Source organism: Streptomyces sp. NPDC054047 (assembly GCF_055585065.1).
The window spans coordinates 108,570-132,554 of record NZ_JBVJKV010000002.1; the positions used below are offsets into that span (position 1 = coordinate 108,570).

Consider the following 23,985-nt stretch of genomic DNA (forward strand, 5'->3'; position numbering starts at 1 on the left):
TCAGGCGCGGGCCTGGGGGAGGGCCAGGAAGGCGGCCCATGCCCTCGGGGCCACGGTGAGGTGCGGGGCCCCGTCCGGGTTCTTGGAGTCGCGGATGTGTACGGCGGCGGGGTGAGCGGCGATCTCTAGGCACTCGCCGCCTTCGCTGCCGCTATAGCTGGACTTGCGCCAGGCGTAGGCGACTTCGAGGCATTGGCCGCCCTGCTCGCTGCTGTAGCTGGACTTGAACCACTGCAATGCCGTGTTCATTGCCCTCCTAGCAAACGGTCCAACAGGTCCCTCGTGTCCTCGGGATTTAGGGCCTGCGTCCGCAGCATCGCACATTTCTGCGTCAGGATCGCCACCTCGTCTGGATCAGCGATCAGTTGGCTTCCGCGCTGTGTCTCTGTGTAGGCGAGCCGCTGGTGTTCAGGCGTTTCGAGGAGCACGAACGGGCCATCGAGGGCTGCGTGAATAGCGCGACCGAACGGCAGGATCTGCAAGGCGAGGCCCGGTAGTTCGCTGTACTCGCGCAGGCGGCGCAGTTGCTCGAAGTACACCTGTTGGCTGCCCAGGCGGTCGTGCAACACGGCTTCCCAGATCACGAAGCTGGTGGTCGGGGGCACCTTCCGATGCAGGATCTCCTGACGCTCGATGCGCAGGGCGACAAACTGCTCGATCTCGTCCTCGTCGAAGACCGGCACACGACTGCGGAAGACAGCTCGGGCGTACTCCTCTGTCTGCAGCTGCCCGGGCAGTACCTGGTTCGCGTACAACGAGATCGCAATGGCCTCCCGCTCGCAATCCAGATACTCCTCGGCCCACCGAGGAACCAGATCCACCTCCGGCATGTTCTCGACAGCCGTCTGCAACGTCCTATGCGTACGCAGGAGTTCATCCAGCTGCACCGCCAGATCCATCTTCAGGGGCCGCCGCCCCTGCTCGATGGAGGCAATCGCCTCCTCGCCGATCACGAACCGCTCGGCCAGCGACTTCTGTGTGTACCCGGCCGCCTCGCGGTGGACGGCGAGCAGCGCGCCCACCATCCGCATCGCCGAGGCATTCCTCCGTGACCGTCGCCTTGGGCTGTTCATACCGTTCAACTCCCCACCAGAAGCCGCACGTTCACGCGGCGAACCCGTACAACCCGGCTGTACGGGTTCACGTACTGCTTCATGATGACCACGGAGTGTGACCCTCGTCACGTGAATGACGAAACTCCACTCCCCTTCCGGCGGGACCCCCGCGAGCGCTTCTACCGGCGCGAACGCCAGTCCGTGCCCGCCGCCCGCGCCTTCACGCGCGCCGCGCTCGTCGGGTGGGACATCCGCGAGCGCGCGGACGACATCACCCTCTGCGTAGGCGAGTTGACGACCAACGCCCTGCTGCACGGAGTCCCGCCGGGGCGGGGATTCCGGCTGCACCTGCGCCGCGACAGCGACGTACTCCGTGTCGAAGTGCACGACAGCGGCGGCGGATGGCCCCGGCTCGGCGGCGGTGATGACGCCGACGAGTCGGGGCGCGGCCTGCTGATCGTGGCGGCCCTTGCCGACAAGTGGGGGGTGGTGGAACGCGATCCCGGCAAGGTCGTGTGGTGCGAGTTCGCCACGGGCCAGGCCTAGGCCGTGGTGTCAGGACGAGGTCACGGTGTACGTGCCGGACCCGGCCTTGTTGACGAGGACAACGCCGTAACAGCCTCCTTGTGAGGTGAACTTGAACGACTCGGCCTGGCCGGGACCGTTCCCGGTCGCCGATGCGGTCGCGGCGTAACGGCCACGGACGGCGGTCTTGGCGTCGGCCGGATCGGAGTCCATCAGGAACAGCTCCGCGTCCTGGCTCGCGTCGGACGGCGTCGCGGTGATGGTCACCTCGGTGCCCGCGACCGGGCAGGTGTCCCAGACGGCGGTCACGTCGTCGGCGCCGTTCATCGTCTTGGTGTCGGAGGCGCCGAGCAGCTTTCCGCTGTCGGCGAGCTCGATGCGGTACTCACCGGTGCCCGTGCCGCCGAGCGGCCGTTTCACGACGGGGTAGTAGTCGCCGGGGCCGCGCGCGTTGGAGTCGACGGCGATGAAGTCGACCGTGTCCCCGGTGGCCAGGCTGACGTCGAGGCGCTGCTGGAGCGCCTGGTCGTCGTACAGGTCGAGGTCGTAGTCGACGCCCGCCGGAGGCCGCAGCGCCACGACCGACCAGAAGCGGAAGGTGGTGTCGTAGCGGTAGTTGTGCTGCGGGTCCGGTGTGGGCAGCGTCTTGGACTGGCCGTCCGCGAGCTGGTTGCGGAAGCCGTAGTCGATGCCGTTCTGGAAGAGCGCGCCGCCCGGCCCCGAGCCCACGTCGTGGCCTTCCTGGCCGCGGTGGGTCCAGAACTCCTGGAAGGTGGTGGACCGCCGGTCCAGCAGGGTGTCCCAGATGGCGCCCGTCGCGGCCTCCTGGTGGTGGTCCCAGTAGCGCTCGCCCGACGGGTCGAAGAGGTCCCACAGGGAGCCGGTGACCCGGCCCTCGGTGTCGTCGCCGGTGTTGTAGCCCGCGGTGTTCTCGACGTGCCAGCCCCGGTACTCGTCCCGGTTGAAGATCGCCATCGGGTAGAAGTTCGCGAACCCCTCGACCCAGGCGCACCCCTTCGAACTGCGGGTATCCATCGCGTGCGGGCTGCAGTTCTCGGTGGCGGGCTTGTTGTCCTCGTACGCGTCGGCCATCACCGCGTGGCCGTACTCGTGGACGGTGTCGGTGCGGTCGTCGGGAGCGGCGGCCTCCAGCCAGACGCTCTCGTCGCCCCACTCGTAACGGCTGCCGTCGCCCGCGTCGTCGTCCGGATAGATGATCTCCATCCGGCGGCAGTCGCCGGAGTCGCGGGCGTCCCAGCACTCGCCGGGCGTCCAGTTCTTGGCCTGGTTCGCCAGGTCGTACGCGTGGAAGACCCGGTTCATCGTCTGGTCGCCGGGGGCGATGCGGCCGAAGTTCACCGTGCGGCCGTCACCGATGTTGTCGCGCTGGCCGGAGCGGAACTCGTAGACGTCACGGCTGAGGAAGTTGTCCTCGACGATCCGCCACAGGCCGCTCTCGGTGCGGACCTTGACGTAGACGTCCTGGCCGCCGGAGGTGTCGTTGTTGTCGAAGCACATCCGGAAGCCGCCGCTGCCGTCGGTCAGCGCGGAGTCGAGCAGGTCGTCCCCGCCGAAGGAGTCGTCGTCCCAGGCCTCGACCTGGATGTTCGGCGAGGGGTGCGCGCCGCCCGGCTCCGTGTAGCCGACCGTGCCGGTGACGCAGGAGAGCGCCTGTGCCGACGGTTCGCTGGAGGGGGCGTCGTCGCTGTGCGGCTTCGGCAGCTTCGTGCGGCCGGCCACCGGCTCGAACGGCCGCTCGGGCTTGGCGGGGGTGAGCTCGACGTCGTCGGGGAGCTCGCGCAGCGCGGTGGAGTTGCGGCGCTGGTCGAAGCCCAGGTGCGAGGCGGCGGGCGTGGCCCCGACCGTGAGGAGCTGGAGGTGCTCGTCGCGGTCGACGGGCTCGGCCGACGTGCCGTCGACGCGGGCGCGCACGGAGGTGGCGGCGGCCTTGACGCCCTTGACCGGGAGCGAGAAGCGCAGGGTCTTCCCGGCGGCCAGGTCGACGGTGCGCTGGGCGCGGTGCACCGCGCCGCCGTCCTCGGGCAGCAGCGGGCCGATGTCCTTGAACTGCCAGCCGGCGGGCGCGGACGCCCAGTCGACGGCGGCGGGCAGGTCGGCCTGGACGCGGGCCCCGGAGAGGTCGACGCGGGTGTCGACGGTGATGTCGAGGCGGGCCTGCCGTCCCACGGAGGGGGCCTGGTCCAGGTGCGTGGTCACCCGTACACAGCTGGACCAGTCGTCGGGCGCCGTACAGCTGCTCTTGGGGGCCTTGTCGGCTGCGGCGGGGGCGGCGGACGCGGGGCCGAGGACGGTGAGCGGGGCGCCGATGGCGAGGGTGCCGATGACGGCGACGGCCTTCGAGCGGGGTCTTCGTGGTCTTCGTAACACGGATGATCTCCCCTCAACGATGCGATCAGTGTCCATCAGTGTCGATCAATGGCGTGATCATGACAAAAGGTGCGTTGCGAGGTGAGTCTCCAGCCATGGGGAGGATGAGGCCAGGGGTGTTCCGGCCAACGCTCCTGCGGCGCACGCGAACGGGGGCGGGAGTGAACTTTCCACTCCCGCCCCCGCGTCGCGCTGTTCGGTCCCGCCGGATCAGCTCAGGAGCTCGACCTCCGCGAGCGTCGCGGAACCGTCCGGCACGAGCCGGTAGTGCGCGTACGTCCCCGGCTTGTCGACCGTGAACACCCGGGTCTGCTTGTCCCAGGCGAAGGACTCGCCGGAACGCTTGTCCAGCTCCTTCCACTTCTCGCCGTCGGCGGAGCCCTGCAGGACCCAGCCACGCGGCGCCTTCGCCTTGTCGGCGGACGACGTCAGCGTGTACTGCACCGCCTTGGTCTCCTTGCCCACCGGCAGGTCCACGGCGTCCGCCGAAGTGGCGTCCGTGTCCGACGTGTTGTCGAAGAGCGCCCCGTCACCCTTGATGGCGTCCGCGCGAGGCGACGGCACCTTGTCGTCCTGCGTGACCGACGTCGGCTGGGCGTTCTTGCCGGTGCCCCACGCCGACGGCTTCGGTCCCATGTCGAACTCCAGGACGCCGCCGCGAGCGATCGCCTTGTGGGGCAGGGCGGTCGAGGTCCACTTCTTGCCGTTGACCTTCAGGCCCTGGACGTACACGTTCTTCGCGCTGTTCTTGGGCGCCTTGACGACCAGGTCGCGCCCGCCGTCCAGGTGCACGGTCATCTTGGTGAACTGCGGCGAACCGATCGCGTACTCGCCGCTGCCCATGACCAGCGGATAGAAGCCGAGCGAGGAGAAGAGGTACCAGGCCGACTGCTCGCCGTTGTCCTCGTCGCCGTGGTAGCCCTGCCCGATCTCGCTGCCCGTGTAGAGGCGGGAGAGGACCTCGCGGACCTTCTCCTGCGTCTTGGACGGCTCACCGGCCGCGTCGTACATGTAGGCGGCGTGGTGGGCGACCTGGTTGGAGTGCCCGTACATGCCCATGCGGACGTCGCGCGCCTCGGTCATCTCGTGGATGACGCCTCCGTAGGAGCCCGCGAACTCGGCGGAGCCGGTCTCCGGAGTGGCGAAGTACTTGTCGAGCTTGTCGCCCAGGCCCTTGCGGCCGCCGTACAGGTTCGCCAGACCGCGCGAGTCCTGGGGAGCGGTGAAGGCGTAGCCCCAGGCGTTGGTCTCCGTGTAGTCGTGGCCCCACACGCGCGGGTCGAACTTCTCGGACGGGACGCGCCAGTCGCCCTTCTTGTCCTTGCCCTGGAAGAAGCCCTCCCCGGCCGCCTTGCCGTCGAAGAGGTGCACGTAGTCCCGGGCACGGTTGAGGAAGTACTCCGACTCCTCCTTGTAGTGCTTCTCGCCCGTCTTCTTGTAGAGGGCCTGGCCCATGCGCGAGATGCCGTAGTCGTTGACATATCCCTCCAGGGCCCAGGACAGGCCCTCGTGGGTCTCGCTGGGGGTGTAGCCGAGGAAGGGAGAGGTCTCCATTCCCTTGCGGCCGACGCCCTTGCTCGGCGGTACGACCGTCGCGTTCTTCAGGGCGGCGTCGTACGCGTCCTTGGCGTCGAAGTCCACGCCCTTGACGTACGCGTCGGCGAACGCCACGTCCGACGAGGTGCCCGTCATCAGGTCCGCGTAGCCGGGCGAGGACCAGCGCGACGTCCAGCCGCCGTCCTTGTACTGCTGGACGAAGCCGTCGACCAGCTCACCCGCCTTCTTCGGCGTGAGGAGCGAGTAGGCGGGCCAGGTCGTGCGATAGGTGTCCCAGAAGCCGTTGTTCACGTACGGCTTGCCGTCGACGATCTTCGCGCCGGTGTGGGTCGGGGTGTCGGGACCCGTCTGCGGCGAGAAGGGCGAGGCGTACTGGTACTTCGACTTGCCGCCCGAAGTGACCTTCTCGAAGCCCGAGTTGGGGTAGAGGTACAGGCGGTACAGGCTGGAGTAGAGCGAGGTCCGCTGCCCCTCGCTCGCGCCTTCCACCTCCACCTTGCCGAGGATGTCGTCCCAGCTCTTCTGCGCGCGGTTCTTCACGCGCTCGAAGGAGGTGCCGGCGGGGATCTCCTGGCCGAGGTTGGCCTTGGCCTGGTCGAGGCTGATGAGCGAGGTCGCGAGGCGCAGGTTGACCGTGCGGTCCTTGCCGGGCTTGAAGCGCAGATAGCCGGTGACGTCACCGCCGCCCCCGCCGTCGAGCTTGCCGCCCGCGGTGACGGGCGCGTCGAAGGTGCCGTACACGAACAGACGCGTGGCACCCGTGGAGAGCCCGGACTTGACGTCCGAGAAGCCGCTGACGACACCGCTCTCCTTGTCGAGGGTGAGGCCGCCCTTCTCCGAGACGTTGTCGAAGATGACGCTCGCGTCGTCACCGGGATAGGTGAACTTCATCATCGCCGCGTGATCGGTCGGGGCCATCTCGGCCTTCAGACCGTTCTCGAACGTCACGCCGTAGTAGTGCGGGCGTGCCGTCTCCTTCTCGTGCTTGAAGGGCAGCGCGCGCTTGGTGCGGGACGCGGACGGGGTGTCCTTGTCGACCGACGGCATCATCTGGAACGTCTGCCGGTCGCCCATCCAGGGGCTCGGCTCGTGGCTCGCGCTGAACGCCTGGATCGTCGGCAGGTTGTCCGCGTTGTTGCCGCGCGCGTAGTCGTAGAGCCAGCTCAGGGAGCCCGCGTTGGTCACCGGCGTCCAGAAGTTGAAGCCGTGCGGGACGGCCGTCGCCGGGAAGGTGTTGCCGCGCGAGAAGCCGCCGCTGGAGTTCGTGCCGCGGGTGGTGTCCGCGTAGTCCGAGGGGTGGGCCTTCGGCTTCGCCGGGGCCTTCTCCTTCAGGGACACGTCGTCCACCCAGCCGCGGAACTTCGCCGGGCCCTTGGGGGAGTCGTACGCGACGAGCACTCGGTCGACGGTCTTGCCGCGCGCGACCTGCCCGATCCGCGCGGCCACGTTGTTCCACTGGTTGACGTAGAGGCCCTTCGCGGCGCCCTGGCCCTGCGGGGTCAGCGGGAAGCCGTGCTGGTCCGTGGCCTTGAGGTCACTCAGATGGGTGCCGTCGGTGAAGGCCAGGTCCACGGACACGTTCGTGGCGTCGTAGTCGAGGTCGCCCTCGGCCATGGACGGGAAGATCCGGTACGACAGCTCGGTGTCCCGGCGCACCGAGACGTTCACGTCGAAGACCTTGTTGTACGAGTAGCCGCGGCCGTCCACCTTGTGGGTGCCCGCGTAGCGCAGCGCGCGCTTGCCGGTGAACCCGGCGCCCGACTTCGCGGTCGGGGAGCCGCTGGGGCCGCGGTCCACGAGGGAGAGCATGTCCTCGGGGGCGGGCGTCTCGCTGCCGCCGACGGAGAGGTGGACGTCGGAGAGCTGGAGCGCGTCGGACGCGCCGTTGTTGGCGGTCACCTCCAGGCGGTAGTGCGCGTACGCCGTGCCGTTCTCGAAGTCGTACTTCTTCGTCTGGTGACGCTTGTCGAACGCCTCACCCTTTCGGGTGTCGAGGACCTTCCAGTCCTTGCCGTCCGTGGAGCCCTGCAGGGTCCAGTCCTTCGGGTCGCGCTCGTCGTGGTCGTTCGCCGACGTCAGCGCGTACGTCACGGCCTTGGCCGGCTCGTCGAGGTCGAACTCGACCCAGCCGGTGGCCGCGAAGGTGAGCCACTTGCTCGTGGGCTCACCGTCGACCAGGTTCTCCTTGACCTCGCCGCTGCCGGAGTTCTCGCCGCTGGCGCGGACCTCCGTGACGTGGTCGTTCACACTTCCGGGTATTCCCGAACTGAACGCTCCGTTGACACCGGCGGTGCGCTTCTTGCCGTCGGGGCCGGTGTCGACCGTGTTCAGCCAGTCGGGCTGGGCGTCGCCCTCCTCGAACGAGGAGACGAACTCCCTGGCGGCTTTGGGCGGTTCCTCCGGCTTGGCGACGGCCGCGCCCTGCGCCGTCGCGACGAGCGTGAACGCGGCCGCTCCGAGGACCGCGGCCGAACGGTGGTGTCTGAAGCGAGGTCTGCGTGATCTGTGCGGCATCCTCGAGCCCCTCCCTGCGAGTTGGACAACGTTGTCACGTGGCTGCGCAAGGTCCAGTAGGGCGCCAAGTTGCCGGTGGTGTCAAGGCTGTTGAAGGGGCCGGTGGAGTGGGTGGGGGAGTGGGCGGGGCCCAGTGAAAGTCCAAGGGGATCGAGGAGAAAGTCCAATGAGGAGCAAGGAGGGGCCAGGGAAGATCGGTGAGGGGCGAGCGGAGGCGGGTTTCGGCGCGGCCGAATCCCCTGGCCGAATTTGCTCACGCCGTGAACGAACCAGTCCATATCTCCGCGAGGTCTCAACTCGGGAAAGACTGCTGGCCGAAGCTGCATTCGATCTTGCTCTGCTGCGGAGGAGTGGACTATACCTATCGGCACCCTGAGTGGCGGGTGCAAGCCCTTGCCATGTAGTTGTCGCACGTTCGGTACCACCAAGCTTCAACTGACCCGCGGTGTCGGGCCCTTCGCCACTGGCGAGCTGTCGGGAGCCCCGTACGCCGCCTGAGTCCTGGAAGGCGAGGACTTGAGCATGGGATCCACCAGCATCAACCGTCGTGACGTGATGAAGAGGGCGGCGGCCACCAGCCTTCTCGCCGTGCCGGCCGTGGGCGCCCTGAGCTCCTGCGCGAGCGGCGGCGGGGACGAGAACAAGGCGGAGAAGGGCGAGAAGTCCAAGAAGAACCCGCTCGGCGTGAAGGACGACGCCGGGCTCGCCGTGGTCGTCTTCAACGGCGGTTACGGCGACAAGTACGCCCAGTTCGTGACCGACATGTACAAGAAGCGGTACCCGGACTCGAAAGCCGCCCAGAAGTCGACGACGAAGATCGCCACTCAGGTGCAGCCGAAGATCGTCCGCGGCAACCCGACGGCCGACGTCATCAACAACTCCGGCGCCGACCAGATGAACCCGGGCAAGCTGGTCTCCAACAAGCAGGTGGCGGACCTCACCGAGCTGCTCGACGCGCCGTCGTGGGACGACCCGAGCGTCAAGGTGCGCGACATCCTCGAACCGGCGGTCGAGGCGAGCGGCAACTTCGGTGGCCCCGGCACCTTCCAGGCCGGCATCTCGCTGACGGTCTACGGCACCTTCTACTCCAAGAAGCTCCTTGAGGAGGGCCTGGATTCCGCGTACCCGAAGACCTGGGACGAGATGCTGGCCGTCTGCAAGAAGGCCAAGGCCAAGGGCATCCACGGCTGGAGCTACCCGGGCGGCCACCCGCGGTACATGTTCTTCAGCATCTACACGATGTTCGCGCAGCGCGGCGGGCGCGAGATCACCACGGCCATGGACTACCTGGAGCCGGGCGCCTGGAAGAACGACGCGGTCAAGGACGTCTTCGAGGCCTGGGAGGAACTGGTCGCCAAGAAGTACGTCCTGACCGGCTTCGACGGCACCGAGGCGCACACCGAGATGCAGACCGCCTGGACCAAGGGGGGCAAGTGCGTCTTCGTGCCCAACGGTTCCTGGGTGGAGAACGAGGCCAAGGACACCACCCCGAAGGACTTCGGGATGTCGTTCGGCCCGAGCCCGTCACTGGACTCCGGCGACAAGATGCCGTTCGGCACGATCAACGCTCCGGCCGGTGAGTTCTACGTCGTCCCCGAGAAGGCGCAGAACCGGCAGGGCGGCCTGGAGTGGCTGCGGGCGATGTACAGCAAGGAAGCCGCCCTGAACAACTTCAAGGAGCTCTCCGCTCTGCCGGTGGTCAAGGGGGCCATCGACGGCCAGGAAATGCCGCACGGGGTGGCGAGCGTGCAGGCGGCGATCAAGGCCGCCGGCAAGAACGTCGTCATCGCGAAGCACATGGACTGGTACAACGAGCTGTTCCGCGAGGACTTCAACAACATGATCGCCAAGTTCATGCTGGGTCAGATCGGCACCAAGCAGGCCATGGACATCATGGAGAAGGCCGGAGCCCGAATCCTCAAGGACCCTGACGTCGTCAAGGTCAAGAAGTCCTGATCAGCAGCGGATCGACCGAGAACGCGAGCACGTGAACGAGGCGGGGCGGAGTGGCGTGAAGACTGACACCCGGGTGGGCGATTCGCCACCTTCGAAGAAGGCACCGGACCCGGCAGGACGGCCCAAGTCGCCGAACGGGCTGCTGTTCGTCCTGGCGGTGCTCCTTCCGCCCCGCTTCACCCCGCAGAGCGTGCGCTACGACCGGCGCTACCGGACGCTCGACAAGTACCGCTTCATCGCGGGCTTCCTGTCGCTGCCGCTCGCGTTCTACGCCCTGTTCGTGATCTCGCCCTTCATCCAGGCGATCTACTACTCGTTCACGGACTGGTCCGGCGGGCCGGTGGCGAACTTCATCGGCTTCGACAACTTCACCAAGATGTGGAACGACGAGCGCTTCTGGGAGTCCCTGGAGGTGAGCATCACCCTGGCGGTCGTCGCCCCGGTGATCACGCTCGTGCTCGGCATGTTCTTCGCGTACATGATCACGTCGGGCGGCAGGCACCGGAAGGGCCAGGCCATCGCGGGCGTCGCGGGCTCGTCGGTCTACAAAGTCGTCTACTTCTTCCCCCAGGTCCTGTCCGTCGCGATCATCGCCGTGGTCTGGGGCCGCGTCTTCAACACCAACAGCGGCCTGATCAACGGCGGGCTCGACAAGCTGGGCGTCGACGGCCCGGCCTGGCTGGGCGGCGACCGCTCCCTGGCCCTCATCGCCGTGATGATCGTGCTCTCCTGGAGCTTCGTCGGCTTCTACGTGGTGCTGTTCTCCGCCGCGATGGGCGCGATCCCCAAGGACATCTACGAGGCCGCGCTGCTGGACGGCGCGAGCCGCGGGCGGACCTTCTTCAGCGTGACGCTCCCGCTGATCTGGGACACCGTGCGGACCGGCTGGATCTACATGGGCATCCAGGCACTCGACTCGTTCGCGATCGTCCTGGTCATGGTTCCCGAACACGTCCTGAAGGTCACCCCGGTCTTCCTCTACGAACGGTTCCGTGACGGTCAGTACGGCTATGCCACCTCCATCGGCGTCGTCCTCCTCGTCCTCAGCATGGCGTTCTCGCTGATCGTCATGAGGATCGGGAACCGCGACCGGATCGAATACTAAAGACCGCGGGAGCACTGCATCATGACCACGACCACCGCACCCCGCGCCGAGTCCGCCGACACACCCCGCCGGGAGGGCGATTCGGCGAGCGGCGCGACCCTGAACGTCTTCTCGCACGCCTTCCTCGTCCTGTGGGTGGTCCTCGCGGCGGGCCCCCTGATCTGGGTCGCCCTCACCGCGCTGCGCCCCTCGGTCGAGATCCTCAGCGATCCGATGGGCTGGCCGACCTCCTTCCACTGGGAGAACTTCAGCAACGCGTGGACCGAGGCGAACATCGGCCAGTACGCCATCAACTCGGTGATCATCCTGGCGGGTTCGCTGACCGGCACCATGCTGCTCGGCTCGATGGCGGCCTATGTGATCGCCCGCTTCACCTTCCCGGGCAACCGCTTCATCTTCATGCTCTTCGCGGGCGGCATGATGTTCCCCGTCATCCTCGCCCTCGTCCCGCTCTTCGCGGTCATGGAGAACTTCGGCCTCCTGGACACCCGGCCCGGCCTGATGATCGCGTACATCGCGTACTCGCTGCCCTTCACGACCTTCTTCCTCACCTCCTTCTTCCGTACGCTGCCGACCGGCGTCCAGGAGGCGGCGATGGTCGACGGGGCCTCGCACACGCGGACGTTCTTCCAGATCATGCTGCCGATGGCCAAGCCGGGCCTGGTCAGCATCGGCATCTTCAACTTCCTCGGCCAGTGGAACCAGTACCTGCTTCCGCTGCTGCTCAACAACGAGGAGGAGAGCAGCTACGTGCTGCCTCAAGGACTCGCCACGCTGGCGGTCTCGCAGGGGTACCGGGGCGACTGGGGAGCGCTCTTCGCGGGTCTGACGATCGCGATGCTTCCGGTGCTCGTCGTGTACGCGGTGTTCCAGCGTCAGGTGCAGGCCGGCCTCACCGCGGGGGCTCTCAAGTGACCCTGGCCGCCGGTGATTTCAGCTTGGCCACGAAAGTGGTCTAGGCCTGTCGCGCCAATTCCGGCCGTGAGTAATGTCGGCCCCACGGCGCCGCGGGGGGAACCTTTTGCCCGCGTTCAAGTCGACACCGATGTCGAAGGGTTGAACAGCATGAGGAATCGATTGATCGCCACCGGTGCGGCAACGCTCGCGATGGCCATGGGACTTACCGCGTGCGGCGGTGACAGCGACAGCGGCGACGGCAAGACCATCAAGCTCGTCGCCGCCGACTACGGCGACAAGGCCTCCAACGCCTCCAAGAAGTACTGGGACGGCGTGAAGAAGGAGTTCGAGAAGGAGAACGACGGCTACAAGGTCGACGTCCAGGTCATCAACTGGAACGAGATCGACAAGCAGGTCAAGAACATGATCCAGGCGGGCGACCAGCCCGACCTGCTGCAGACCGGCGGCTACGCCGACAAGGTCGCGGACGACCTGCTCTACAAGGCCGACGAGGTCCTCTCGCCCAAGACGCAGGAGAACCTCATCCCCACCTTCGCCAAGGCCGGCGAGGTCAAGGGCACGCAGTACGGCATCCCGTGGGTCTCCTCCAGCCGCGTGATGTTCTACAACAAGGCCGTCCTGAAGAAGGCCGGCGTGAAGACGCCGCCCAAGACCTGGGACGAACTCGCCGCGGCCGCCAAGAAGATCAAGTCCTCCAAGGCCGCCGACACCCCCTACGCCCTCCCGCTCGGCCCCGAGGAGACCCAGGGCGAGACGATGATGTGGGAGCTCGGCAACGGCGGTGGCTACACCGACGCGAGCGGCAAGTACACGCTCGACAGCGCGAAGAACGTCGAGACCTTCGACTGGCTGCAGAAGAACCTGGTCAAGCCCGGTCTCACGTACTCCAACCCGGCCTCCACCGACCGCAAGACGGCCTTCGCGGACTTCGCGGCGGGCAAGGTCGGCATGCTCAACGGCCACCCGAGCCTGATCCAGATGGCCAAGGACGGCAAGGTCGACTACGGCGTCGCGCCGATCCCCGGCAAGACGGGCCCGCTGGAGTCCACCCTCGGCGTGGCCGACTGGATGATGGCGTTCAAGGACGGCGGCGCGGAGAAGGAAGGCGTCAAGAAGTTCCTGGACTTCACGTACTCCAAGAAGATGCTGGAGTTCGACGAGATGTACAACCTGATGCCCGTCACCCAGGACGCGCTCAAGACGATGCAGACGAACGGCAAGCACAAGGACCTGGAGCCGTTCTTCGAGGTCCTGCCGAACGCCAAGTTCTACCCGCTGGGCGACACCGCGTGGGACGTCATCTCCGCGGAGATGAAGAAGACCGGCGGCAAGGCCGCGAGCGACGACCCGAAGACGGTCCTCGGCGACCTGCAGAAGAAGGCGGAAGCGGCGGCTGCCGAGAGCAAGTAGCAGCCAGGCAGACGCACTTCGTCCCGTAGTCCCGTTCGCTAGGAGACCTTGTGTCACTGAAGGCCCCTCCGCCCCCGGCCGACACCGGCCGGGGACGGAGCGGGCGCGCACCCAGGCCGGTGAGCCGTCGCAGCGGCATCGCCCGACTCGGCCCGCTGCCCTGGATAGCGCCCGTCATCCTGCTGATCCTCGCCGTGGTCATCTGGCCGGTCGTCGAGCTGGTCCGCACCTCGTTCCTCAACATCTCCATCGCCGGCATCGTGCGCGGCAGCGCGGGGACCGACAAGTACAAGAAGCTCTTCGACGAGACCGACTTCGGGGCCGTCCTGCTCTGGACGGTCGTGTGGACCGTCGTCGTCGTGAGCGTGACGATGCTGCTCTCGCTGGCCCTCGCCCAGCTGTTCAACCAGAAGTTCCCCGGCCGCACCGTCACCCGCTGGGCGCTCATCGCGCCCTGGGCCGCGTCCGTCCTGATGACCGCCATCGGCTTCAAGTGGATGCTCAACCAGACCGCGGGCGTGCTCAACACGCTGATGCTCGACCTCGGTCTCATCGACAAGTCCAAGGACTGGCTGGGCAAGCCGGAGACGGCCTGGCCGTGGATGATGGCCGTCGCGATCTTCGTGTCGCTGCCCTTCACCACGTACACCCTGCTCGCGGGCCTGCAGACCATCCCGCACGAGGTCTACGAGGCGTCGCGGATCGACGGGGCGAGCCCCGGGCAGACGTACCGGCACATCACGCTGCCGATGCTGCGGCCCGCGTTCCTCGTCGGTGTGGTCATCAACCTCATCAACGTCTTCAACTCCTTCCCGATCATCTGGGCCATGACGCAGGGCGGTCCCGGCTATGACACCTCCACGACCATGGTGTTCATGTACAAGCTGAAGGAGACCGACATCGGCGAATCCGCCGCCATGTCCGTGGTCAACTTCGCGATGGTCGTCGTGCTCGTGCTGATCTTCCTGAAGGTCAGCCGGTGGAACGAGGAGGACTGATGGCCACCGCGACGGAGACCCGCGCGGGGTCCCCGAAGGGCCCCGCGCCCCAGCTCAAGCCCAAGCGCACGTTCCGGCCGCGCACGCTGGTCATCACGGTGGTCGCCTGGGCCCTGGCGGCGATCTTCCTGGCTCCGTACCTGGAGATGGTGATCACCGCGCTCCGGCCCAAGAGCGAGCTGCGGGACCGGACCTATCTCCCGCAGAACCTGGAATGGTCGAACTTCATCGAGGTCTGGAAGGAGTCGGAGCTCGGCCAGAACCTCCAGGTGACCCTGTTGGTCGCGGGCGGGGCCACGCTCCTGGTGCTCCTGGTCTCGCTGCCCGCCGCGTACTACACGGCGCGCATGCGCTACCGCGGACGCAAGGCCTTCCTGCTGCTCGTCCTGATCACCCAGATGTTCCAGCCCACCGCCCTGCTCGTCGGTCTCTACCGCGAGTTCCACCAGCTGGACATGCTCAACTCGGTCTGGACGCTGATCATCACCAACGCGGCGTTCAACCTCGCGTTCGCGGTGTGGATCCTGACGGCCTACATCAGCTCGATCCCGCCGGAGCTGGAGGAGGCGGCGATGGTGGACGGCACCAGCCGCTTCGGCGCCATGATCAAGGTGACCCTGCCGCTGGCGCTGCCGGGCGTGGTCACCGCGGTGATCTTCACTTTCATCACTGCGTGGAACGAGTTCGTGATGGGCCTCACGCTCACCACCGAACCCGACAAGCAGCCGCTGACCGTCGGCATCAACAACTTCATCGGCGCCTACACCGTGGAGTGGAACTACCTCTTCGCGGCGTCCGTGGTGGCGATCGTGCCGGTCATCGTGCTGTTCGCCTTCATCGAGCGGCACGTCGTCTCGGGTCTCACCGCGGGATCGGTCAAGTAACGGATCGGCCCGCACAGGCCGGGTCTGGGTGGTTTGGGGTGCATCCTCGCCGCTTGGACCCGGCCTGTCCGGCTGTTCGGGAGCGCCGATTTCCGTCAAGGACTTGACTGCGCCAACCCGTTCAGCAGAGCTTGGAGTTCACAACTTGTACGGGCGGCGAAGGCGCGCCACGACATTTACGTCATACGGAATAAGGGTGGCTGAGTCAATGGAGACTCCGGGGTCGCAGTCGTCGCTGCACCGGGCCAATCTCGAGCGGGTCGTACGTGCCGTACGGCTCGCCGGATCGCTCACTCAGGCGGAGATCGCCAGGACGACGGGTCTGTCCGCGGCCACGGTCTCCAACATCGTCCGGGAGCTCAAGGACGGCGGAACGGTCGAGGTCACGCCCACCTCGGCAGGCGGCCGCCGGGCCCGCAGCGTCTCGCTCAGCGGCGACGCGGGCATCGTCATCGGCGTGGACTTCGGCCATACGCACCTGCGGGTGGCCGTCGGCAACCTCGCCCACCAGGTGCTCGCCGAGGAGTCCGAGCCGCTGGACGTGGACGCGTCGGCCGCGCAGGGCTTCGACCGCGCCGAGCAGCTGGTCAGCAGGCTGATCGGGGTGACCGGGGTGGACCGCGCGAAGATCGCGGGCATCGGCCTCGGTGTGCCGGGGCCCATCGACGTGGAGTCCGGGACGCTCGGCTCGACCTCGATCCTGCCGGGCTGGACCGGCACCAAGCCCGCCGAGGAGCTCAAGGACCGCCTGGGCGTCCCCGTGCACGTCGACAACGACGCCAACCTCGGCGCGCTCGGCGAGCTGGTCTGGGGGAGCGGCCGCGGGGTCAAGGACCTGGCGTACATCAAGGTCGCCAGCGGTGTCGGCGCCGGTCTGGTGATCAGCGGGCGGATCTACCGCGGCCCCGGCGGCACCGCGGGCGAGATCGGGCACATCACCCTGGACGAGTCGGGCCCGGTCTGCCGCTGCGGCAACCGCGGCTGCCTGGAGACCTTCACCGCGGCCCGCTATGTGCTGCCCCTGCTCCAGTCGAGCCACGGCACCGAGCTGACCATGGAGCGCGTGGTGGCCCTCGCGCGCGACGGCGACCCGGGCTGCCGCCGGGTGATCGCCGACGTGGGCCGGCACATCGGCAGCGGCGTCGCGAACCTCTGCAACCTCCTGAACCCCAGCCGTGTCGTCCTCGGCGGTGACCTGGCGGAGGCCGGTGAGCTGGTCCTGGGGCCCATCAGGGAGTCCGTGGGGCGCTATGCGATCCCCAGCGCCGCGCGCCAGCTGACCGTCCTCCCAGGGGCGCTCGGCGGCCGCGCCGAAGTGCTCGGGGCGCTGGCTCTCGCACTCAGCGAAATGGGCGATTCAACCCTTTTGGACGGGTCTCTGTCTGCGTCCGCACCTGCCTTCACTTAGATAACGCATGGCACCGTTGTCATCTCGTTAAGGATTTACTCCTTGACGCTGGTGTGGCGGCCGAGTTGACTTCGAGCCACCTCGGCCGCAACGACGCGGCCACGTCAGGGAGGTTGGACAGTGAACACCCATCTGCGTCGTGCCGCGATAGCCATGACCGCTACCGCGATGGCCGTTTCCCTTGCCGCTTGCGGCGAGGCTGGTGGCGGTGACAAGGGAGACGGGGACAACAAGACCATCGGTCTGTTGCTGCCCGAGAGCAAGACCACGCGTTACGAGTCCTTCGACTACCCGCTGATCAAGGCGAAGGTCCAGGATCTCTGCTCCGACTGCAAGATCAATTACAAGAACGCCTCCGAGAACGTCTCGACCCAGAAGCAGCAGTTCGACGACCTCGTCGACTCCGGCGTCAAGGTCATCATTCTGGACGCGGTCGACTCCGGTGCCACCAAGGCGTGGGTGCAGGAGGCGAAGAAGAAGGACATCAAGGTCGTGGCGTACGACCGCCTGGCCGAGGGCCCGGTCTCCGCGTATGTCTCCTTCGACAACGAGAAGATCGGCAAGCTTCAGGGCGAGGGCATCGTCAACGCCCTGGGCGACAAGGCCAAGGACTCGAACGTCGTCATGATCAACGGCAAGGAGTCCGACCCGAACGCCGCCCTGTTCAAGAAGGGCGCGCACTCCGTCCTGGACGGCAAGGTCAAGAAGATCGTCTACGAGCAGACGGGTGAGTGGGACCCGAAGATCGCCGGCGAGAAGATGGGCACCGCCATCACCTCGCTGGGCAAGGACGGCTTCGACGCCGTCTACTCGGCCAACGACGGCATGGCGGGCGGCATCGTCGCGGCGCTGGAGTCGGCGAAGGTCAAGGGCATCCCGGTCGGCGGCCAGGACGCCGAACTGGCGGGCATCCAGCGGATCCTGAAGGGCTCGCAGGCCTTCAGCATCTACAAGCCGTACAAGCCCGAGGCGGAGAAGACCGCCGAGGTCGCGGTCAAGCTCCTGAACGGCGAGAAGATCGACTCGCTGGTCACGGACAAGCTGGACAGCCCCAGCGACAAGGGCATCCCGTCGGCGCTCGTCCAGGCGTTCGTCGTCACCAAGGACGACATCAAGGACACCGTCGTCAAGGACAAGCTCTACAAGGTCAGCGAGATCTGCACGCCTGACTTCGCGAAGGCCTGCGCGGACGCCGGCATCAAGTAGCCGCACTCGCAGGCAACGGACTCGTACGGCGTCTCGCCCTCCTTCACGCTCGCCCCGCTGTCGGGGGCCGAGACGCCGTACGTCTGCTCGCACCCCTGCCGCATTCCCCCTCAGCCCACATCACATCCCGCCGTACGCCATGCCCGTACGGCCTCCGCCGGCCCCCCTCGGCGGAAGAAGGAGATGGTTCACATGTCCGCTCCGCCCGTGCTGGCGTTGCGCGGCGTCTCCAAGCGATTCGGTGCCGTCCAGGCGCTCACCGATGTCGAACTGGAAGTACACGCAGGTCAAGTGGTCGCCCTGGTCGGCGACAACGGAGCCGGTAAGTCGACCCTGGTCAAGACGATCGCCGGGGTCCATCCGATCGACGAGGGCACCATCGAGTGGGACGGCAACCCCGTCTCCATCTCGCGCCCGCACGACGCCCAGGGCCTGGGCGTCGCCACCGTCTACCAGGACCTCGCGCTCTGCGACAACCTGGACGTCGTGGCCAACCTCTTCCTCGGCCGTGAGCTCGGCCGGGCCAAGGTCCTCGACGAGGTGGCGATGGAGAAGCGTGCCAAGGAGCTCCTCGACACCCTCTCCATCCGCATCCCGAGCGTGCGCATCCCGATCGCCTCGCTCTCCGGCGGTCAGCGCCAGGTCGTCGCGATCGCCCGCGCCCTGGTCGGCGACCCCAAGCTCGTGATCCTCGACGAGCCCACCGCGGCGCTCGGCGTCGAGCAGACCGCACAGGTCCTCGACCTGGTGGAGCGGCTGCGCGAGCGCGGCCTCGCGGTCCTGCTCATCAGCCACAACATGGCCGACGTCAAGGCCGTCGCCGACGAGGTGGCCGTCCTGCGCCTGGGCCGCAACAACGGCGTCTTCAGCGTCAAGGACACCAGCAACGAAGAGATCATCGCCGCGATCACCGGAGCCACGGAGAACGCCGTGACCCGGCGCAAGGCGCGCAGCGCGGAGGCCACGAAGTGAGTGAGACCGTGAACACCTCAAAGAAGGTGGACGCCGAGGCCCCGGCCGCCGACGCCATCCCGGCCGTCGACCCGCGCCTGCTCGTGCGCGAGCAGGGCTTCGCCGGTTACCTCACCGAGTTCAAGCGGAAGATCAAGGGCGGCGAGCTCGGCTCCATACCCGTCGTCACCGGTCTCATCGTCATCTGGGCGATCTTCGAGATCACCACCGGGCGCTTCCTCGACCCGTCCAACCTCAGCAACATCGCGCAGTACATCGTCGGCCCCGGCCTCATCGCGACCGGCATCGTCTTCGTGCTGCTGCTCGGCGAGATCGACCTGTCGGTCGGCTCGGTCGCGGGCCTCACCGCCGCGATCAGCTCGGTGCTCGCGATCAAGCAGGACGTGAACGAGGGCCTCGCCGTCGTCATCGGCCTGGCCGCCGCCGCCGCGATCGGCGCCCTGCACGGCTTCTTCTTCGCCCGAATAGGTGTGCCTGCCTTCGTCGTGACACTGGCGGGCTTCCTCGGGTGGAGCGGCCTGCAGCTGTACGTCCTCGGCAACACCCTGAGCCTGAACAACATCTCCGACGGCATCATCTACAACCTGAACAACTACTACTTCAGCGACGTCGCCGCCGCGTACGGCCTGGCCACCGTCGCGGTCGCCGCGTACGGCTACTCCCAGTGGAGCCAGCGGGTGCGCCGCAAGGCCGCCGACCTGCCGCACCGCCCGGTCAGCGAGCTGGCCCTGCGGACCGCGGTCGTCGCTGTCCTCGCCTACGTCGTGGCCTTCGTCCTGAACCAGGAGGACGGCCTGCCCCTTGGCCTGACCGTCTTCGTCGCCGTGGTGGTCCTCGCCAGCTTCGTGCTGCGCCGCACCAACTACGGACGTCAGGTCTTCGCGGTCGGCGGTGGCGTCGAGGCGGCCCGCAGGGCCGGCATCAACGTCGTGTGGATCCGGATCTCCGTGTTCACGATCTCCGGCTTCCTCGGCGGTCTTGGCGGCCTCTTCATCGCCTCCCAGTCCGGCGTCGCCGACTCGAACCTCGGCGGCGGCGACACCCTGATGCTGGCGATCGCCGCGGCCGTCATCGGCGGCACCAGCCTCTTCGGCGGCCGGGGCACCCCCTGGTCGGCGCTGCTCGGCATCCTGGTCATCCAGTCGATCATGACGGGCCTGTACATGTCGGGCAGCTCCAGCAAGGCGGTGCAGTCGATGATCACGGGTGCCGTACTCCTTGCCGCGGTCGTGCTCGACTCCGTGTCCCGCAGGAGCCAGAAGGCGGCAGGACGCGCCTGACCTGGCAGAACCCGGAGCAGAGCTGCCCGGCACCGCGATGGAGCGGTGCCGGGCAGCTCTCTGTCCACGTCCGACGTACGCCCGTTCGCGTGACACGGAACATCCGGCCCGGACGCCGTCGTCAGCGGCGGAACATTAGACTCAACAGGCCCGGCAACAATCCGGTCAACGCTTGAACAGCTCTACTGCACGCTCTACTGCAAGGAGGCACGGGTGCCGCTGCTGACCCGCATCAGGGGACCGCGCGATCTGGACCGGCTCAGCCCGGAGGAGCTGAACCAGCTGGCCGGCGAGATCCGCGCCTTCCTCGTCGACGCAGTGTCCAAGACAGGCGGCCACCTCGGCCCCAACCTCGGCGTGGTCGAGCTCACGATCGCCATGCACCGCGTCTTCGAGTCCCCGCAGGACAAGGTGCTCTTCGACACCGGCCACCAGAGCTACGTGCACAAGCTGCTCACCGGCCGCCAGGACTTCGCCAAGCTGCGCACCAAGGGCGGCCTCTCCGGCTACCCCGCGCGCGCCGAGTCCGACCACGACGTGATCGAGAACTCGCACGCCTCGACGGTCCTGGGCTGGGCCGACGGCCTCGCCAAGGCCAACGAGGTGCGGGGCAAGGACGACCACGTCGTCGCCGTCATCGGTGACGGCGCGCTCACCGGCGGCATGGCCTGGGAGGCGCTGAACAACATCGCCGCCGCCAAGGACCGCCCCCTGGTGATCGTCGTCAACGACAACGAGCGTTCGTACGCCCCCACCATCGGCGGCCTCGCGAACCACCTGGCGACCCTGCGCACCACGGACGGCTACGAACGCTTCCTGGCCCGCGGCAAGGACCTCCTGGAGCGCACCCCGGTCGTCGGCAGGCCCCTCTACGAGACGCTGCACGGCGCGAAGAAGGGCCTGAAGGACTTCATCGCCCCGCAGGGCATGTTCGAGGACCTCGGCCTGAAGTACGTCGGCCCGATCGACGGCCACGACATCGAGGCCCTGGAGTCCGCCCTGGTGCGCGCCAAGCGCTTCGGCGGCCCGGTCATCGTGCACTGCATCACCGAGAAGGGCCGCGGCTACAAGCCCGCCCTGGAGGACGAGGCCGACCACTTCCACGCCGTCGGCGTCATCCACCCCGACACGGGCCTGCCCATCGCCGCCTCCGGCATGGACTGGACCTCCGTCTTCGGCGAGGAGATGGTCAAGCTCGGCCGCGAGCGCGAGGACATCGTCGCGATCACCGCCGCCATGCTCCAGCCGGTGGGCCTGAAGAAGTTCGCCGAGGAGTTCCCCGACCGGGTCTACGACGTGGGCATCGCCGAGCAGCACGCGGCCGTCTCCGCGGCGGGCCTGGCCACCGGCGGCCTGCACCCCGTCTTCGCCGTGTACGCGACGTTCCTCAACCGCGCCTTCGACCAGCTCCTGATGGACGTGGCCCTGCACAAGTGCGGCGTCACCTTCGTCCTGGACCGGGCGGGCGTCACCGGCACGGACGGCGCCTCGCACAACGGCATGTGGGACATGTCGATCCTCCAGTGCGTGCCGACCCTGCGGATCGCCGCCCCGCGCGACGCCGACCAGGTCCGCCTCCAGCTGCGCGAGGCCGTCGAGGTCGACGACGCCCCGACCGTCGTGCGCTACTCGAAGGGCGCGGTCGGCCCGGCGGTCAAGGCCGTCGGCAAGGTCGGCGGCATGGACGTCCTGCGCAAGGCGGGCACCAACCGCGCCGACGTCCTGCTCGTCTCCGTGGGCGCGCTCGCCCCCATGTGCCTGGAGATCGCCGACCTCCTGAACAAGCAGGGCATCACGACCACGGTCGTCGACCCCCGCTGGGTCAAGCCCGTCGACGAGGCGCTCGCCCCGCTCGCCGAGCAGCACCGCGTGGTCGTCACCGTCGAGGACAACTCCCGCGCGGGCGGCGTCGGCTCGGCCATCGCCCAGGCCCTGCGGGACGCGGGCGTGGACGTGCCGCTGCGCGACTTCGGCATCCCGCCGCGCTTCCTGGACCACGCGTCGCGCAAGGAGATCATGGCCGAGATCGGCCTGACCGCCCCGGACATCGCCCGCCAGGTGACCGGCCTGGTCGCCAAGCTGGACGGGCGATTCGAGCGCACGGCGGCCGTGGACTCCGTCGAGGCGGGGGAGCCCGCGCGCGACTGACCGAGTCAACCCGCACCGCCGATGGGCCGGTTCCAGCACCCTGTACGGGTGGTGGAACCGGCCCATTCGCGTGAATAGGCTCGCGCCGAGGCCTGCGGGGTACTCGCCCTCTCGATCATGTCGAGGACGACAAGCGTGGAGGTACGTCCGTGGCAAGCAGCCTTTTCAGAACGAAGAGCATCGAGCAGTCCATCCAGGACACCGAGGAGCCGGAGCACGCGCTCAGGAAGTCGCTGTCCGCCCTCGATCTCACGGTCTTCGGAGTCGGCGTCGTCATCGGCACCGGCATCTTCGTGCTGACCGGAGCGGTGGCCAAGGAGACCGCGGGGCCCGCCACCGCGATCGCCTTCGCCGTCGCCGGCGTCGTCTGCGCCCTCGCGGCGCTCTGCTACGCGGAGTTCGCCTCCACCGTGCCGGTGGCCGGATCGGCGTACACCTTCTCGTACGCCTCGCTCGGTGAACTGCCCGCCTGGACCATCGGCTGGGACCTGGTCCTGGAGTTCGCCCTCGGCACCGCCGTGGTCGCCGTCGGCTGGTCCGGCTACGTGCGCTCGCTGATGGACAACGCGGGCTGGAAGCTGCCCGACGCGCTCTCCGGGCCCGATGCGGCCGAGGGCTTCAGCTTCGACATCCTCGCCACCGCGCTGGTGCTTGTCCTCACGGTCGTCCTCGTCCTCGGCATGAAGCTGTCCGCGCGCGTCACCACGGTGATCGTCGCCATCAAGGTGGCCGTCGTCCTGATCGTCATCATCGCGGGCGCCTTCTTCATCGACACGGACAACTACAAGCCCTTCATCCCCAAGGCGCAGGAAGTGGCCGCGGGCAACAGCATCGACTCCCCGCTCATCCAGCTGATGTTCGGCTACGCGCCCACCAACTTCGGCGTCCTCGGTATCTTCACGGCCGCCTCCATCGTCTTCTTCGCCTTCATCGGCTTCGACATCGTGGCCACCGCCGCCGAAGAGACCAAGATGCCCCAGCGGGACATGCCGCGCGGCATCCTCGGCTCCCTGCTGATCTGCACCGTCCTGTACGTCGCCGTGTCGATCGTCGTCACGGGCATGCAGCACTACAGCGAACTGTCCGTGGACGCCCCGCTCGCCGACGCCTTCAAGGCCACCGGGCATCCCTTCTACGGCGGCGTGATCAGCTTCGGCGCCGCCGTCGGCCTCACCACCGTCTGCATGATCCTTCTCCTGGGCCAGACCCGCGTCTTCTTCGCGATGAGCCGCGACGGACTGCTGCCGCGGTTCTTCTCCCACGTCCACCCGAAGTACCGCACGCCGCACCGCCCGACCATCCTGCTCGGTGTCCTCATCGCGATCCTCGCGGGCTTCACCAGCCTCGACGAACTCGCCGAGCTGGTGAACATCGGCACGCTCTTCGCCTTCGTCGTGGTCGCCCTGAGCGTCATCATCCTGCGCCGCACCCGCCCGGACCTGCCCCGCGCCTTCCGCACCCCGCTGGTGCCGTTCGTGCCCATCCTCTCGGTGGCCGCCTCGGTGTGGCTGATGCTGAACCTGCCGGCCGAGACCTGGGTGCGGTTCGGCATCTGGATGGCGCTCGGCTTCGTCGTCTACTTCGCGTACGGGCGCTCGCACAGCCAGCTGGGCCGCCAGGCCAAGCAGCGCGCGGCCGGTGACGCCTCGTAGTCACCGCGG

17 protein-coding genes are annotated in these 23,985 nt (G+C 67.7%); 13 read left to right on the forward strand and 4 right to left on the reverse strand.

Features of this window, described 5'->3' with window-relative positions; genetic code table 11:
- Positions 1-249 (reverse strand): DUF397 domain-containing protein, encoded by a 249-nt coding sequence (locus tag ACZ6ZP_RS07225; RefSeq protein ID WP_366462158.1) that lies wholly within the window; start codon positions 247-249, stop codon positions 1-3.
- Complete coding sequence (locus ACZ6ZP_RS07230) at positions 246-1,031, reverse strand: helix-turn-helix domain-containing protein (protein WP_366462157.1); 786 nt, start codon at positions 1,029-1,031, stop codon at positions 246-248. The genes ACZ6ZP_RS07225 and ACZ6ZP_RS07230 overlap by 4 nt, the downstream gene beginning before the upstream one ends.
- 153 nt (positions 1,032-1,184) lie before the next feature.
- Here ACZ6ZP_RS07230 and ACZ6ZP_RS07235 point away from each other — a divergent pair, with 153 nt between their 5' ends.
- Positions 1,185-1,601 carry an ATP-binding protein gene (locus tag ACZ6ZP_RS07235; RefSeq protein ID WP_361468036.1) on the forward strand — a complete coding sequence of 139 codons (417 nt, stop codon included), beginning with the start codon at positions 1,185-1,187 and terminating at the stop codon, positions 1,599-1,601.
- Positions 1,602-1,610: 9 nt separating this feature from the next.
- Here ACZ6ZP_RS07235 and ACZ6ZP_RS07240 read toward each other — a convergent pair whose 3' ends face one another.
- Complete coding sequence (locus tag ACZ6ZP_RS07240; protein WP_469405900.1) at positions 1,611-3,968, reverse strand: transthyretin-like family protein; 2,358 nt, start codon at positions 3,966-3,968, stop codon at positions 1,611-1,613.
- Between the two features lie 210 nt (positions 3,969-4,178).
- Positions 4,179-8,039 carry a GH92 family glycosyl hydrolase gene (locus tag ACZ6ZP_RS07245; protein ID WP_366462155.1) on the reverse strand — a complete coding sequence of 1,287 codons (3,861 nt, stop codon included), beginning with the start codon at positions 8,037-8,039 and terminating at the stop codon, positions 4,179-4,181.
- A 522-nt stretch (positions 8,040-8,561) separates the two neighbouring features.
- Between ACZ6ZP_RS07245 and ngcE the strand changes: the two genes are divergently transcribed.
- The 12 genes from ngcE (at position 8,562) to ACZ6ZP_RS07305 (ending at position 23,976) form a co-directional block, all read left to right on the forward strand.
- Positions 8,562-9,995: an N-acetylglucosamine/diacetylchitobiose ABC transporter substrate-binding protein gene (gene ngcE, locus ACZ6ZP_RS07250; RefSeq protein WP_351158243.1), complete on the forward strand. Its 1,434-nt coding sequence runs from the start codon at positions 8,562-8,564 to the stop codon at positions 9,993-9,995.
- A gap of 190 nt (positions 9,996-10,185) precedes the next feature.
- On the forward strand, positions 10,186-11,100 hold the full coding sequence (locus ACZ6ZP_RS07255; RefSeq protein WP_351159327.1) for a carbohydrate ABC transporter permease: 915 nt from the start codon (positions 10,186-10,188) through the stop codon (positions 11,098-11,100).
- A 21-nt stretch (positions 11,101-11,121) separates the two neighbouring features.
- On the forward strand, positions 11,122-12,015 hold the full coding sequence (locus ACZ6ZP_RS07260) for a carbohydrate ABC transporter permease (RefSeq protein ID WP_351158246.1): 894 nt from the start codon (positions 11,122-11,124) through the stop codon (positions 12,013-12,015).
- 150 nt (positions 12,016-12,165) lie between these two features.
- Positions 12,166-13,428 (forward strand): ABC transporter substrate-binding protein, encoded by a 1,263-nt coding sequence (locus ACZ6ZP_RS07265; RefSeq protein ID WP_361468025.1) that lies wholly within the window; start codon positions 12,166-12,168, stop codon positions 13,426-13,428.
- Positions 13,429-13,547: 119 nt separating this feature from the next.
- Positions 13,548-14,426 carry a carbohydrate ABC transporter permease gene (locus ACZ6ZP_RS07270; protein WP_351158252.1) on the forward strand — a complete coding sequence of 293 codons (879 nt, stop codon included), beginning with the start codon at positions 13,548-13,550 and terminating at the stop codon, positions 14,424-14,426.
- Entirely contained in the window at positions 14,426-15,310 is an 885-nt protein-coding gene (locus ACZ6ZP_RS07275; RefSeq protein ID WP_351158255.1) for a carbohydrate ABC transporter permease, read from the forward strand. Before ACZ6ZP_RS07270 ends, ACZ6ZP_RS07275 begins: the two co-directional genes overlap by 1 nt.
- A 208-nt stretch (positions 15,311-15,518) precedes the next feature.
- Positions 15,519-16,718 (forward strand): ROK family transcriptional regulator, encoded by a 1,200-nt coding sequence (locus ACZ6ZP_RS07280; RefSeq protein WP_361468020.1) that lies wholly within the window; start codon positions 15,519-15,521, stop codon positions 16,716-16,718.
- A 120-nt stretch (positions 16,719-16,838) separates the two neighbouring features.
- The gene (locus tag ACZ6ZP_RS07285) at positions 16,839-17,924 is read left to right on the forward strand and encodes a substrate-binding domain-containing protein (RefSeq protein ID WP_351158260.1); all 1,086 of its coding nucleotides are present in this window, start codon (positions 16,839-16,841) and stop codon (positions 17,922-17,924) included.
- Between the two features lie 192 nt (positions 17,925-18,116).
- Entirely contained in the window at positions 18,117-18,896 is a 780-nt protein-coding gene (locus tag ACZ6ZP_RS07290) for an ATP-binding cassette domain-containing protein (protein ID WP_351158263.1), read from the forward strand.
- Positions 18,893-20,176, forward strand: a complete 1,284-nt coding sequence (locus ACZ6ZP_RS07295; RefSeq protein ID WP_351158266.1) for a sugar ABC transporter permease — start codon at positions 18,893-18,895, stop codon at positions 20,174-20,176. Before ACZ6ZP_RS07290 ends, ACZ6ZP_RS07295 begins: the two co-directional genes overlap by 4 nt.
- Before the next feature lie 213 nt (positions 20,177-20,389).
- Positions 20,390-22,324, forward strand: coding sequence for a 1-deoxy-D-xylulose-5-phosphate synthase (dxs, locus tag ACZ6ZP_RS07300; protein ID WP_383823704.1), 1,935 nt, complete (start codon positions 20,390-20,392; stop codon positions 22,322-22,324).
- 149 nt (positions 22,325-22,473) lie between these two features.
- Positions 22,474-23,976 (forward strand): amino acid permease, encoded by a 1,503-nt coding sequence (locus ACZ6ZP_RS07305; protein ID WP_351158271.1) that lies wholly within the window; start codon positions 22,474-22,476, stop codon positions 23,974-23,976.
- Positions 23,977-23,985: the final 9 nt, after the last annotated feature.